Here is a 13,333-nt window from a genome sequence, read left to right as displayed (position 1 = left end):
CGCCGGTCAGGCGCCTTCCACGGCGTGCGGAGCTCGGGCACCGGAGAGCGCGGCGGCGATCACGTCCACCAGCCCCTCGACCACCTGTGTACGGTCCACCTCCGGATGCTCCAGCCACCAGTCGCCGGTCGTCTGCACCATGCCGACGAAAGCGTGCCCGAGCACCTGCGCCCGCACCGGGTCGGCCACCACACCCTCGGCGGCCAGCACACCGCCCAGTTCCTCCCCCAGGCCGCGCACCAGGGAGGTCATGCGGGAGCGGAGCGCGGTGTCCTCGGCCCCGGCCCGGTCGAACAGGAACCGGTAGAGGTTGAAGTTGGCGGAGACCAGGTCGAGGTAGACGCTGATGGCGGCTCTCGCCCGGCCGCGCGGGTCGATGCCGGGAGCGGCGAGCCAGGGCCGCAGCCGGCCGATGACCGTGCGCACGTGGCGGTCGGCCAGTGCCTGGTAGAGACCGCTCTTGTCGCCGAAGTGGCGGTAGAGGATGGGTTTGGTGACGCCCGCCTCGGCGGCGATGGCCGCCATCGACACCTCGGGGCCTTCCCTCGTGATGACCCGGTCGGCCGCGTCGAGCAGCGTCCTGCGCCGATCCGGATCACGCCCGCTCACCCTCCCAGCTTAGATCGCACCCGTACGGGCAGCAGCGCCGAGAGCACCAGCAGCGCCCCGATGAGCAGGTAGAGGCCGGTCGTCCCGGCCAGCGTGCCGGGTGGCTCGCCCGGCTGCGCCCACGGCACACCGTCCGGCCGCGCCCACGGCAGCCCGCCCGAGCCGGCCCAGGGCAGCCGGCCGGCGGCGCCGAGCGCGGCGTCCAGGTCGAGCGCGAACAGCAGGCCCGCCGACGCCAGTGGCACACCGCAGCACAGCGCCGCCGGCGGCCAGGCGGTCAGCACGGTGACGATGGCGGCCACCGCGCCTAGGCAGGCCAGGCCGTACGGCGCTGGGCCGAAGGTGGCGACGCCCGCGCGCAGGGCCCTGGCGGCCGCCTCGGTCAGGTAGTAGACGGGGATGAGCGCGGTCAGTCCGGCCACGGCTCCCATCGCCAGCCGGGTCCCGTGGTTCACGTGCTGCCCCGCCCTCCCGCCGTTTCCCGCCCCTGTGATCGCCGCTGTACCCGCCGGAAACCCTATCGGGCCAGCTCAGCGGCGTGCGGCGATTCGTGGAAGTGCCGGCCGCCGGGTGGCCCGCATGGCCGGCACGGGGCACGGGCGTCGGTCCTGCCGGGCCCTGTGGCGGTGGACCGGCTCAGGCGAAGCTCAGCGCCGGGTAGCCGAGCAGCATCACCGCGCCGAAGCCGAGCTTCAGCAGCGCGTCGATGACGCCGAACACCGGCAGCGGGGCGGCCTTGAGCCGCAGCCCGGCGGCCGCGTTGGCCAGGGTGAGCAGGCCGAGCAGGGTGATCAGCGGCCCGTGGGCCAGGCCCATCGGAACGAAGTGCACGCCCACCACGAACAGGATCCACAGCAGGACCGTGCGGTCGTCGGCACCCTTGGTCCTGGTCAGCACGAGGTAGATCAGCCCGGCTTCGAGCATGAACGACCCGACGAGCCCGGCGATGTGGGCGAACGACGGCGGGCCGAGGCTGGGCAGCAGCGCGCTCAGGCCGCTGCCGACGAACCCGGCGGCGAAGCCGCCGATCAGGAACTGCAGCCAGTACGTACGGAAGATCCAGCTCAGCAGGAATCCGGCGCCCACGCCGATCAGGAACAACCCGCCACCTCGGATCAGCGGATAGGGGTGATCCACCACCGCGGACAAAACCATATAGACGTGCGACATACCGACTTCTTTCGCGAAAGGGGAAGCCACCCTAGCGGATCGTCGATCGCCACATCGCGAGCATTTTGCCCCGGCGCAGGAAGCGCCGGAGCGGGGTGCGCCAGGTGTCCGTACCGGCCGCTGGTCGGGACGAGGACGCCTCACGCGGGGGCGGGACGACGTTCCCTGGTCCGACGCCTCATCCGCGAGTTAGTTTCGGGGCATGCGCAACTCAGGCACGGGCCCCGGCCCCATCACCCCCGACGGATCCCCTGTCGACTTCTACAGCGCGCTCAGGCCCTACGGCGAGCCGGCGATCGTCGCGCAGGTCACCCCGCCCGGCGGCACCGTCCTGGAGTTGGGCGCGGGCGTCGGCCGCGTCACGCATCCACTCGTCGAGCAGGGCTTCGAGGTGGTGGCCGTCGACGAGTCCGCCGAGATGCTGGCCCGCGTGCGCGGCGCGCGCACGGTGCTCGGCCAGGTGCAGGACCTGTGCCTCGACCGGCGCTTCGACACGGTCATGCTGGCCTCCCAGATGGTGAACACCGTGGACGACGCGCTCAGGCGCGGCTTCCTGGCCACGTGTGCGCGCCACGTCAAGCCCGGTGGCGCGGTGCTCCTGCAGTGGATGCCGGCCGAAGCGCACGACCGGTGGCACGTGGGCCAGGGACGCCAGGACGGCGACGTCACGATCACCTTGACGGCCGTCGAGGAGGTGTCCCCCGGCATCTTCCACGCGACCATGAGCTACACCTACGGCGGGGACAAGGTGTGGAGCAGTCGTTCTCGTCCAGGCGCCTCACCGACGAGGAGCTGTCGGCTGAGCTGGCCGCCGAGGGCCTGGCGTTCGACCGTTTCCTGACCCGCGACCGTACCTGGGTCAGGGCCTCTCTCCCGGATTGACCCGGGCAGGCGCCTTTACGGCGTAGATCGACGCGAGTGCCCGTGCCGGATCGCCGGGCGGCGGTGGGCCCGCGGGAAGCCGGGCTCCTTTACAGTGTAGATCTCATAATGAGTTGAATCCCGCCGATTTACTGGAAAATGCTGGGATCGTTGATACAGTCGCGCCATGAGTGACCGGCTGGACGATCTCGAGCGGCGGATCGACGAGCTGCGGGCGGGCGTACGCACGGCGATGCGCGCCAGGGACGGCGCGCACGCCCGCGTCCTGCGGGCCGAGCTGCGCAGCGCCGAACGCGCCTGGGACGCCCTGGTGAGCGGCGAGCAGCCCGCCAAGGAGGAGCCACCGCGCCTGGTCACCGTGCGCGAGCAGGTGCACCAGGGGCTGCGGCTGCTGGGGGCGGCCGCCCAGCCGCGGCTGATCGTGGCCGTCAGCACCGCGTTCTTCGGCGGCACGATCAGCAGCAGCCGGCTCACCAGCCTGCGCAGGGACGAGGAGCGCTCGTTCAGGTCGTTGCCGTTCGGGCGGCCGTACTATCTGTGCGCCGCGCTCACCGACCGCCTCTCCCCCGCCCGCGGCCTGCTCACGCTCAGCACGTGGCCGCTGGAGCGGCGCGTGGTCGGCCCGCTCAGCCCCCGCGTCGACTTCCTGACCTGCGCCATCGCGGTGGCGGAGCAGAAGACGCACGACGAGCGCGCGGACCGGTTACTTCTCAGGATGGCGAGGAACATCCCCGGCGCCACCGACGGCACGCTAAGCCCGCCCGACCCCGGGCGGGTGGCCGAGGCAGCGCGCGCGGAGCTGCGCGTCCACGCCGATCGCGACACGCGGGATCGCGCTGAGCTGGCCGAACGCGCCGCGGCGCAGCTCGGTGACACCGCCAGGCTGTTCGGCGCCGCTACGCTGAGCACGATCAAGAAGGAGAACGCCACGTGAGCGGCTTGAAGCGCGAGGGCGACCACGCGCACCGGCTGGAGGCGTTGCGGGGCACCACTCCGCAGCAGCCGCACGACGCCCGCGCCATCGCGGCCCTGGCCGCGAACCCCGGCTGCGCCCGCCGCGCCCTCATGGACGGCGCCGGCGTCGACAAGGACGCAGCCGCCCGCCACCTGGGGTTTCCCGCGCCGTTCGGGCAGTCGCCGTTCGCGATCACACGCGGCAACGTGTTCGAGGCGCTGGTCAAGGCCGACGGGTGCGCGGAACTGCTGCGGATGTTGCGCGAGCTGCTCGGCCTGACCGTCGCCGAGGTCGCCTACCACGACGTGGAGAACGTCGGCGCCCACCTGCGCCACGCCCACACCAGGACGTTGATCGACCGGGCCGCCCGCGACGGGCACGACGCGGGCACCCTGTACGACCACCCGCTGCTCAGCCTGGAGATCGCCGGTCACACCGCCTACCTGGAGCCGGACGTGGTGGCCTTCCAGCTCGGCGGCCGCTTTCACATCGTGGAGATCAAGTCGTTCGCGGTGATCGACGGCCAGGCCGACCCGTCGGCGGTGGCGGCGGCCGCCCGCCAGGCCGCCGTCTACGTGCTGGCGTTGCGCACGCTGCTGGAGGAGCTGGGCCACGACCCGCTCAAGGTCTCGCACGACGTGGTGCTGGTCTGCCCGGAGAACTTCGCCAACCGTCCCGTCGCCTCGCTGGTCGACGTGCGCAGGCAGCTCGCCGTGCTGCGCCGCCAGCTCACCAGGATGACGAGCCTCGACCGGCTGCTCGAAGAGCTGCCCGAGGATCTGACGTTCGACCTGCGGCCGGACGAGGACGGACGGCCCACCCGGCCGGTCGCCGAGCTGGGCGACGCACTGCGCAGGACGACCGCCCGCTACGCCCCCGATTGCCTGTCCACGTGTGACATGTGCTTCTTCTGCCGCGACGAGGCCCGCCAGGAAGGCGCCTCCGACCTGCTCGGCCGGCAGGTACGCGACGAGCTGGGCGGGGTCGCCTCCGTCACCGAGGCGCTGGGCCTGGCCGACGGCACCCGCGACCCGGCCGAGGGCCAGGAGGAGATCGCGCGGCTGCTCCGCAACGCCGAACGCCTGCGCGGGGAGTGCCTGGCGTGAGCCCGTACGGGAGCCCCACGTGAGCCTGCTGACCTCGCTCGCCCGGCTGCGGGCCCTCGACGAGGGCATCGCGCAGCCCATCGCGACCGTCAGGCACTGCCATCTGGCGGCCCGGCCGATGGTGTTCGTCCCGCTCAAGCTGTCGGGTGAGGCGGCCGCGCCGCTGGCGGCGATGCTCGGCACCGACCGTGACCGGCCACGCCTGCTGGTGGTGACGCAGCCGCGCAACCGCGACCTGCGCTTCGCCTGGGCGGCGGAGCTGGCGGGGGTGTTGCTGCCGTACGTCGAGGGGTTCCTGCACCGGACGGAGACGGTGGAGCGCAGGAACGCCGACCCGTACGAGCGGGCGGTCGACGCGCCGCAGATCGTCGTCCCCAACCAGGCGGGCGTGGGCTTCGTGCGGCTGCTCGGCCGTTCGATGCGCTTCCGCCGGGCCGACGGGCCCTGGCCGGTGCCGGAGTCGGTGCCGCTGCTGGGGCGGTGGCTGACCTATTTCGGGGAGCGGGCCGCCTACCCCGGCTCGTCGCTGATGCCGGCCATGACGGAGGAGCTGGGCCGCCACTGGGCCAGCGGGCAGAGCGGCCTGGAGGACGCCAACCTGGCGGCGCTGCTCGCCTGGATCACCACCGGTCCGAGCGACGACGCCGAGGACCCGCTGATCTGGCCGCCGGCCGGGCCGGCGACGGACCCGGGGTTCGACGCGGAGGTGCTGGCGCCGGCGATGGAAAGCGGCTCGCCCGAGCGGGTCACCGAGGCGCTGCGCACCCAGTTGGAGCCGACGTGGGGGCTCATGTGGCAGGCGATCGACCTGCTCGCCGGGCTGGAGGCGGGCGCCGGGGTGGCGTCACGGTGGGAGCAGGACCGCGGCTCGTTCAGCGGCATGGCCGCGCACATCGCCGAGGGCGCGCCGCCGCAGCCCCGGCGCGACGGCGCGGTCGCCGCCGCGGCCAAGCTGGCCCGCATGGAGCGCGCCCAGGCCGCCTACGACGTGCAGCGCGCCTATGATGACCCGCTCGTGATGGCCGAATACCGGCTGACCGGGGAGGCGTTCGCGGGCGAGGTGGTCGACACCGACCCGGGCAACACCGAGGGCGAGGGCCGCTCGCGCAAGCTCCGGCCGATCGTGGTCATCAAGACCGACGATCCCGTACGCCTCGCGCCCGGCGCGTCCCTCGGCACCCCGCAGCGCCGCGGGCAGGGCGCGGAGCTGGTGTCGGCCGGAGACGGCCTGGTCACGGTGAAGATCACCAAGGGCATGGGCCGTGGCAGGACCGCCGCGCCCGGCGCCGTGCCGGAGATCGGCGAGCGCGTCTGTTACACCTCGCTGACGGACGAATTCCAGGGCTCCCCCGCGCTGCCGGACGCCGAGGCCACCCCGTGGACGCACGGAGGGCCGCCGCAGGAGTACGTGCCCGACGACGAGGACGCCCAGGAGGAGTGGTCGTGACCGGCAGCCCGGAGCAGGTCATCAGGAACGTCCTCGCCGACCTGCCCCGCCACCGGGGCGTGGTGGTCGACTCGCCGCCGGGCGCGGGCAAGTCCACGCTGGTCGTACGGGCCGCCGCGCACATCGCCGCCACCGGCGAGCCCCTGATGATCGTCGCTCAGACGAACGAGCAGGTCGACGACCTGGTGACGCGGATCTGCGCCGGCCATCCCCGTCTGACGGTGGGCAGATTGTCGGCCGGCGGCTACGTGCCGCCGCTGCGGCTGCTGGAGCTGCCCGGCGTCCGGGTGGGCACGAGGGTGCAGGATCTGGGCGATCCCGACATCGTCATCGCCACGGCGGACAAATGGGCGTGGATCGGCGGCCGGGTGTGGCCGTGGGCGATCGTGGACGAGGCGTACCAGATGCGCTCTGACAAGCTGCTGCGCATCGCCGGGCTGTTCGAGCGGGCGCTGTTCGTGGGCGATCCCGGGCAGCTCGACCCGTTCTCGATCGTCGACGGTGACCGCTGGTCGGGATTGTCGTGGGATCCGCTGCAGAGCGCGGTGTCGGTGCTGTTGCGGCACAACCCCGACCTGCCGGTGCACCGGCTGCCGGTGTCGTGGCGGCTGCCCGCGTCGGCCGCGCCGGTGGTCTCGCGGGCGTTCTACCCGTTCACCGGGTTCCGGTCGGGCACGTCGGAAGGGGATAGGCGGCTGGAGCTGGCCACCGGCGGCATGGGCACGCCGCACGACCGGGCGCTGGAGGAGGCGGCCAGGTCGGGGTGGGCGCTGCTGGAGCTGCCCAACCGGCACACGGTGCGTACCGACGGCGAGGCCGTGCAGGCGGTGGCGCTGCTGGCCGGGCGGCTGCTGCAGAGGGGCGCGGTGGCGAGCTCGGAGCAGGGTGAGCGGCCGGTGACGGCGGACCGCGTCGCGGTCGGCGCTGCGCACCGCGACCAGGTGGCCGCCATCCGAGCGGCGGGCGTGCCGCCGGAGATCACCGTGGACACCGCCAACCGGCTGCAGGGCCGCGAGTACGACGTGACGATCGTGCTGCACCCACTGTCGGGGCGCCGGGACGCGACGGCCTTCCACCTGGAGTCGGGCCGGTTGTGCGTGCTCGCCTCACGGCACCGCCACGCGTGCGTGGTCGTGGCCAGGGCGGGCATCGCCGATCTCCTCGACGCGCACCCGTCGGCGGAGCCGGTGCAGTTGGGGGTGCCGGTGAAGTTCCCCGACGGGTGGGAGGCGAACCAGTCGGTGCTGGACCATCTGTCCCGCCACCGCGTCTGACGTCCCGGCAGGTGTGTGGCGCCGTGTGTGCCCACGGAACTCCGGCAACACCGCGAGCGTAGCCACATAGCCGCAGTCCTGGTCGGGCACGAACTGGTCGCTCCCGATCACCACCCCCGCCGCCCACCCGTCGATCCTGGCGAGCGCGAGGTGGTTCCGGTGCACCCCGAGGTGAACGGTCTCGCCGCCGTGGCCGCGCTCGGCGGCCAGCTCGCGGGCCCGTCCGAGGACGGCCGGCCAGAGCTCCTCCGCCAGGCCCTCGACGCCGGGACGGATGATCATGTCGACGTCCACCAGGTCGCTGTCGCCGTTGCTGCACGCCCAGGCGCAGGCGAGCAGCCTGCCGTCGGCGTCCTGCGCCAGCCAGCCGTCCTTGTCGCGGTCGAAGCCGGGCTCGACGAGCTCGTCGGCGACGTCCTCAGGCGTCATGTCCGGCCGCCCCGATCACCGCGGTCTCGTAGGCGGAGATGAGTTCGTACATGGCCGCGGCGTCTTCCACGCGTGGACGGCGGAGGCTGTGCAGGGGGCAATTGTCCGCGAACCGCCTCCCCGGCGCCTCTCCTTTTCGCCGTCCACGCTCCCAGGTACCGTGGCACCTGCGTTCAGGAGGAGCGGCTGGTCACGTGGCCGCCGGGGCGACGGGCTCCTCGTCGGAGGCGGCGGCCTGCGCAGGAGCGGCGCCGCGCAGCGGGATCTCCTGGATGAAGGCCGCCAGCACCGGCACGGCCACGGCGAACGCGATGGCCCACCAGAAGACGCCGGAGATCGAGGCCGCCAGCGACTCCAGCAGCCCGGTGCGGACCTGGGCGGGCATCGCGGCGACCGCGCCGGGGTCCATCCTGGCGCCGGTCCTCGCCATGCGCTCGGCCGCCTGCGGTCCGAACCTGCCGGTCAGCTCGGACAGGAAGGCGCTGTTGAAGAGCGCACCGAACAGCGAGACGCCGAAGGAACCGCCGATCGACCGGAAGAACGTGGCCGTGCTGCTGGAGACGCCGAGGTCCTTCTGCTCGACGCTGTTCTGGGCGATGAGCATCGTGGTCTGCATGAGGAACCCCATGCCGAGGCCGAGCACCGCGATGTAGACGCCGGTCAGCCAGGCCGGCGTGGTGACGTCCATGGTGGACAGCAGCCACATGCCCACGGCCATGCCGACGCCGCCGATCACGGGGTAGACCTTGTACTTGCCCGTGGCGGTGATGGCCTTGCCCACGAACAGCGACACCACCATGGAGGCGCCCATCATCGGCAGCAGCAGCAGTCCGGAGTTGGTGGCGGTGGCGCCCTGCACCATCTGCTGGAAGAGCGGCAGGAAGTTGATCGCGCCGAACATGGCGAAGCCCAGCAGGAAGCCGATGGCCGAGATCAGGGTGAAGTTGCGAACGCGGAAGAGCTGCAGCGGCATGATGGGCTCGACCGCCCGCCGCTCGACCAGGACGAACGCGGCCAGCGTGACCACGGCGAGCGCGGCCAGGGCGAGGATCTGCCAGGAGCCCCACGCGTACTCGTTGCCGCCCCAGGTGGTGATGAGCACCATCGCGGTGATGCTGACCGACAGCAGGATCGCGCCCGCCCAGTCGATACGCACCTGCGTCTTCTCCACCTTGGGCAGATGCAGCCTGAGCACCAGCAGGACCAGCGCGACCGCGCCGATCGGCAGGTTCACGTAGAAGGCCCAGCGCCAGTCGAGATGGTCGGTGATGAAGCCGCCGACCAGCGGGCCCGCGATCATGGCCAGCGACATGACGCCGGCCATGATGCCCTGGTACTGGCCGCGCTCGCGGGGCGGCACGAGGTCGCCGATGATCGCCATGACGTTCACGATCAGGCCGCCGGCCCCCAGGCCCTGGATCGCGCGGAACGCGATCAGCTCGGCCATGCCGTCGTCCGGCCCGCCGAGCATCTCGGAACCGGCCATGCCGCAGAGCACCGAACCGATCATGAAGATGACGATCGAGACGATGAAGATGGTCTTGCGGCCGTACAGGTCACCGATCTTGCCCCATATCGGCGTCGACACGGTGGTGCCCAGCACGTACGCCGTGACCACCCAGGACAGGTGGGCCAGCCCGCCCAGCTCCCCCACGATGCGCGGCATGGCCGTGCCCACGATCATGTTGTCGAGCATCGCCAGCATCATCGCCAGCATCAGCCCGGGCAGGACGACCATGACCTCGCGGCGTCGTCCGACTGCCTCCGCCACCTGTTACCCCCTGCGTGCCACTCCTTACTTGCCGACCGGCAAGCGTAGAATAAGCTAGATACTTACTTGTCGGCCGTCAAGTCGAAATAGGTGCGAAGTGCGGGAAGACACGCGAACCCGGATCCAGGAGATCGCGCTCAGGCTCTTCACCGAGCAGGGTTACGAGGCGACCTCCCTCCGGGAGATCGCCGAGGAGCTCGGGGTGACGAAGGCCGCGCTCTACTACCACTTCAAGACCAAGGACGACATCGTGGCGAGCCTGGTCGATCTCCGGCTGGCCGACATCGAGGAGCTGCTCGCGTGGGCGCGCAGCCGGCCCAAGACCCCGGAGATGCGCCGGGAGCTGGTCGAGCGTTACGCCGACTACCTGCGGCGCACCCGGCACCTCGGCGTGGCGAGGTTCCTTGAGCGCAACCAGACGGCGCTGCGCGACCATCCGACGCTCATCAAGATCCGTGAGCGGATGATGGAGCTGACGCACGAGATGAGCGGGCCCGAGGCGACGCCCGTCGAGCGCATCAGCCACTCATTGGCGCTGTTCGGCCTGCACGCGGGCAAGTGGCTGGCCCTGGAGGGCGAACTGTCGGAGGAAGAGATCCACAAGGCCACGATCGAGGTGGCCATGCGGCTCATCGAGCCCTGATCACCCGGACTTATAACGCCTAAAGGGACGATTGGTGCGCACGATCAGGGGCAGTGGGATGACACGCATCGACAAGGGAGGAGGCGCGGTGGAGACCACGATAGCGCTTCGGTTGCCCCGCGATGCGGCGAGCGTCCCGCTGATCAGAGAGATGCTGGACGGCACGCTGCGCTCGCTCGGCGTCGATCCGCAGGTCAGTGACGACATCGAGCTCATGCTCACCGAGGCGTGCTCCAACGTGATCAAACACGCGGCGCCCAGCGACGACTACCGCGTCCACGCCGTCGTCGACGACGAGCGGTGTGTCATCCAGGTGGTCGACCACGGTGGCGGCTTCGACCCGCGCAAGATCGTCGACCACGGCCCCGGCGCCGAGCACGGACGCGGGCTGCAGATCATGCGGGCACTCGCCGACGACATCCGCTTCGCCAGCAAGGGCCAGGACGGCGCCATGGTGTGCCTGGAGAAGCGCCTGCGCTACGCGCCGGGCGCGGCCGGCTCGCACCTCATGACCACCTAGATCTTGCTGTGCCGCTCCGCCGGCCTGCGGTCGCGCAGGCGTACGCGGTGCGGATGACCGCGTTCGGCAGGGCGGGCGCCGAGGCGGAACCGGCGGCGCACCCGGGGCGTGCCCCCGCTCAGCTCGGCCCGCCGCCGCGCCGGCACGGCGCTGCCGCTCAGCTTCAGCTCCAGTCCCGCGCCCCCGCGGCCCAGCCGTCTGCGCATCCCGCGCCAGTTCAGCATCACGGCGGCCATCGTCACGAAGGTGACCATGGCGATCACCGCGACGAGCAGCACGGCCATGACGATGAGGAGGACGACGACCGTCAGGGAGCCGATCGCGCCGAGCACTTCCACCATTCGGCAGAAGATGCCCGCCTACCAGCGGTTCACGCCAGATCTTCGGATAGAACGCTCTTACCCGGCCCGCTTCACTCGCCCTCTTGCCCGGTCTCTTCGCCCGCCAGGGCGTGCGCCTGGTCGAGGCGGCCGGGCAGGAGGTCGAGGCGGCGCAGAATGACGCCCTCGCGCAGCGCCCACGGGCACACGTCGAGCCGATCCACCTCGAACAGGTCCATGGCCGCGTCGGCGACCAGCGCGCCCGCCGCCAGTTGCGCCGCCCGGCCCTCGGACACGCCGGACAGCCGGGCCCGCTCGGCGGCCTCCATCGTGGTGAGCTTGGCCGCCCAGTCGGCCATGTCCTCGCGCGACAACGAGCGCGCGACGTAGGGGCCCTCGCTGGAGGGCGCCGCGCCGGCGATCCTGGCCAGCTGCTTGAAGGTCTTGGAGGTGGCCACCGCGCGGTCGGCCGTGCCGTATCGCACGACGTCGCCGACGGTGCGGGCGATCTCGGCGCGTACGTGCTTGCGCAGCTTGCGCACCTCGTCGGCGGAGGGCGGGTCGCCGGTGAACCAGTCGCGCGTCAGCCGCCCGGCGCCCAGCGGCAGCGACACGGCCACGTCGGGCTCCTCGTCGACGCCGGCGGCGATCTCCAGCGAACCGCCCCCTATGTCGAAGGCCAGCAGCCGCCCCGACGACCACCCGAACCACCGCCGCACGGCGAGGAACGTCAGCCTGGCCTCGTCGCGCCCGGACAGCACGGTGATGTCCACGCCGCAGCGCCGGTCGATCCCGGCGAGCACCTCCTCGCCGTTGGCGGCCTCGCGCACGGCGGAGGTGGCGAAGGCCACGAGGTCCTCGACCCCCTTGTCCTCGGCGATGGCGACGGCCTCCTCCACGAAGGCGCCCAGCCGCTCGATGCCCTCGCCGGCCAGCCGGTTGTCGTCGCCGAGATGCTCGGACAGGCGCAGCTCGACCTTGTGGGAGTAGGCGGGCATGGGCCGGGCGCCGCGGTGGGCGTCGACGACCAGTAAGTGGACCGTGTTCGAGCCGATGTCCAGCACGCCGAGTCGCATGGCGAAACGCTACCGTCCTGCGGCTTCGGCGACGACACGCGGCCCGGCGCTGACGCGCGTGGACGAGGGCGGGCGGCCGGTGCCGGACGGTCCCCGGGAGCGGAACCGCCCTGTCATGACAGGCGTCGTGGCAGGCGTCGTGGCAGGCGTCGTGGCAGGCGTCGTGGCAGGCACGCTCAGGCACTACCCTTCGTTGGTGTCACCACACGTTGGGGGGATCTGTGAACGCTTGCTGCGGTCCGAGCAGAAACGCCACCTCAGGGCCCGTTCAGGAGGCCGTGAAGATCACCGGGCGGCGGACGGTGCCGCGCGGCATGGTTCGTATCCCGGGCGGGACGTTCCTGATGGGCGGCGACGACCCCGACGGGCGGCCCGAGGACGGCGAGGGGCCGGTGCGCGAGGTGCGGCTCGACCCGTTCCTGATCGATCCGGTGTGCGTCACCAACGCGCAGTTCGCCACCTTCGTCAAGGAGACCGGCTACGTCACCGAGACCGAGCGGATCGGCTGGTCGTTCGTGTTCCACCAGTTCGCCACGGGTGGGGTGATGGACGCCTCCGTGCCGGGCGCGCCCTGGTGGGCGGGGGTCGAGGGGGCCACGTGGCGCTCGCCCGAGGGTCCCGGATCCACGATCGGCGACCGGCAGAACCACCCGGTGGTGCACGTGTCGTGGAACGACGCCAACGCCTACGCCACGTGGGCGGGCAAGCGGCTGCCGACCGAGGCGGAGTGGGAGATGGCGGCGCGCGGCGGGCTGGAGCGCAAGAAATACCCGTGGGGCGACGAGCTGGCGCCCAAGGGCCGGCAACGGTGCAACATCTGGCAGGGCCGTTTCCCGTCCGCGCCGAGCAAGGGGACGGTGCCGGTCAAGTCGTTCCAGCCCAACGGCTACGGCCTCTACAACGTCTCGGGCAACGTGTGGGAGTGGACGGCCGACTGGTGGGGCACGACGTGGGAGGCGTTCGCCGACAACCCCACAGGGCCGGCCGAGGGCGGCGCCAAGGTGATCCGCGGCGGGTCGTACATGTGCCACGACTCCTACTGCAACCGCTACCGCGTCGCCGCCCGCACCTCCAACACTCCTGACTCCGCTTCCGGGCACACGGGTTTCCGCTGCGCGGCTCTAGTCTGAT

Annotated in this window: 14 protein-coding genes; 8 read left to right on the top strand and 6 right to left on the bottom strand. The window is 71.9% G+C overall.

Features of this window, described 5'->3' with window-relative positions; genetic code table 11:
- Nucleotides 1–6: 6 nt before the first annotated feature.
- The 3 genes from E1267_RS17075 to E1267_RS17065 form a co-directional block, all read right to left on the bottom strand.
- On the bottom strand, nt 7–609 hold the full coding sequence (locus E1267_RS17075; protein WP_132333559.1) for a TetR/AcrR family transcriptional regulator: 603 nt from the start codon (nt 607–609) through the stop codon (nt 7–9).
- Complete coding sequence (locus tag E1267_RS17070; protein WP_132333558.1) at nt 606–1,064, bottom strand: hypothetical protein; 459 nt, start codon at nt 1,062–1,064, stop codon at nt 606–608. The genes E1267_RS17075 and E1267_RS17070 overlap by 4 nt, the downstream gene beginning before the upstream one ends.
- 181 nt (nt 1,065–1,245) lie before the next feature.
- Entirely contained in the window at nt 1,246–1,779 is a 534-nt protein-coding gene (locus tag E1267_RS17065; protein ID WP_132333557.1) for a DUF6609 family protein, read from the bottom strand.
- 202 nt (nt 1,780–1,981) lie between these two features.
- On the opposite strand from E1267_RS17065, the gene E1267_RS17060 reads away from it, so the two are divergent.
- From E1267_RS17060 to E1267_RS17040, 5 genes are all read left to right on the top strand, one after another.
- Nucleotides 1,982–2,620 carry a class I SAM-dependent methyltransferase gene (locus E1267_RS17060; protein WP_220449525.1) on the top strand — a complete coding sequence of 213 codons (639 nt, stop codon included), beginning with the start codon at nt 1,982–1,984 and terminating at the stop codon, nt 2,618–2,620.
- 207 nt (nt 2,621–2,827) lie between these two features.
- Nucleotides 2,828–3,595: an MCP four helix bundle domain-containing protein gene (locus E1267_RS17055; RefSeq protein WP_132333556.1), complete on the top strand. Its 768-nt coding sequence runs from the start codon at nt 2,828–2,830 to the stop codon at nt 3,593–3,595.
- Complete coding sequence (locus E1267_RS17050) at nt 3,592–4,722, top strand: hypothetical protein (RefSeq protein WP_132333555.1); 1,131 nt, start codon at nt 3,592–3,594, stop codon at nt 4,720–4,722. The genes E1267_RS17055 and E1267_RS17050 overlap by 4 nt, the downstream gene beginning before the upstream one ends.
- A 19-nt stretch (nt 4,723–4,741) precedes the next feature.
- Complete coding sequence (locus tag E1267_RS17045; RefSeq protein WP_132333554.1) at nt 4,742–6,169, top strand: hypothetical protein; 1,428 nt, start codon at nt 4,742–4,744, stop codon at nt 6,167–6,169.
- The gene (locus tag E1267_RS17040; RefSeq protein ID WP_132333553.1) at nt 6,166–7,443 is read left to right on the top strand and encodes an AAA family ATPase; all 1,278 of its coding nucleotides are present in this window, start codon (nt 6,166–6,168) and stop codon (nt 7,441–7,443) included. The genes E1267_RS17045 and E1267_RS17040 overlap by 4 nt, the downstream gene beginning before the upstream one ends.
- A gap of 619 nt (nt 7,444–8,062) precedes the next feature.
- On the opposite strand, the gene E1267_RS17035 is transcribed toward E1267_RS17040, so the two are convergent.
- Entirely contained in the window at nt 8,063–9,643 is a 1,581-nt protein-coding gene (locus E1267_RS17035; protein ID WP_246063972.1) for an MDR family MFS transporter, read from the bottom strand.
- 97 nt (nt 9,644–9,740) lie between these two features.
- Here E1267_RS17035 and E1267_RS47245 point away from each other — a divergent pair, with 97 nt between their 5' ends.
- Together E1267_RS47245 and E1267_RS17025 are read left to right on the top strand one after the other, a co-directional pair.
- Complete coding sequence (locus E1267_RS47245; RefSeq protein WP_132333552.1) at nt 9,741–10,286, top strand: TetR/AcrR family transcriptional regulator; 546 nt, start codon at nt 9,741–9,743, stop codon at nt 10,284–10,286.
- A 58-nt stretch (nt 10,287–10,344) separates the two neighbouring features.
- Nucleotides 10,345–10,806 carry an ATP-binding protein gene (locus E1267_RS17025; RefSeq protein WP_246063971.1) on the top strand — a complete coding sequence of 154 codons (462 nt, stop codon included), beginning with the start codon at nt 10,345–10,347 and terminating at the stop codon, nt 10,804–10,806.
- Here E1267_RS17025 and E1267_RS17020 read toward each other — a convergent pair.
- Nucleotides 10,803–11,147 carry a hypothetical protein gene (locus E1267_RS17020; protein WP_132333551.1) on the bottom strand — a complete coding sequence of 115 codons (345 nt, stop codon included), beginning with the start codon at nt 11,145–11,147 and terminating at the stop codon, nt 10,803–10,805. The two genes, E1267_RS17025 and E1267_RS17020, sit on opposite strands and share 4 nt — an antisense overlap.
- Nucleotides 11,148–11,218: 71 nt before the next feature.
- On the bottom strand, nt 11,219–12,202 hold the full coding sequence (locus E1267_RS17015; protein ID WP_132333550.1) for a Ppx/GppA family phosphatase: 984 nt from the start codon (nt 12,200–12,202) through the stop codon (nt 11,219–11,221).
- A gap of 314 nt (nt 12,203–12,516) precedes the next feature.
- Here E1267_RS17015 and E1267_RS17010 point away from each other — a divergent pair, with 314 nt between their 5' ends.
- The gene (locus E1267_RS17010; protein ID WP_132333549.1) at nt 12,517–13,332 is read left to right on the top strand and encodes a formylglycine-generating enzyme family protein; all 816 of its coding nucleotides are present in this window, start codon (nt 12,517–12,519) and stop codon (nt 13,330–13,332) included.
- Nucleotide 13,333: the final 1 nt, after the last annotated feature.

The sequence above is a fragment of the Nonomuraea longispora genome (assembly GCF_004348345.1).
Taxonomy (GTDB): Bacteria; Actinomycetota; Actinomycetes; order Streptosporangiales; family Streptosporangiaceae; genus Nonomuraea; species Nonomuraea longispora.
Note: the sequence above shows the minus strand (reverse complement) of the source record. Positions and strands in the feature narration are given on the sequence as shown.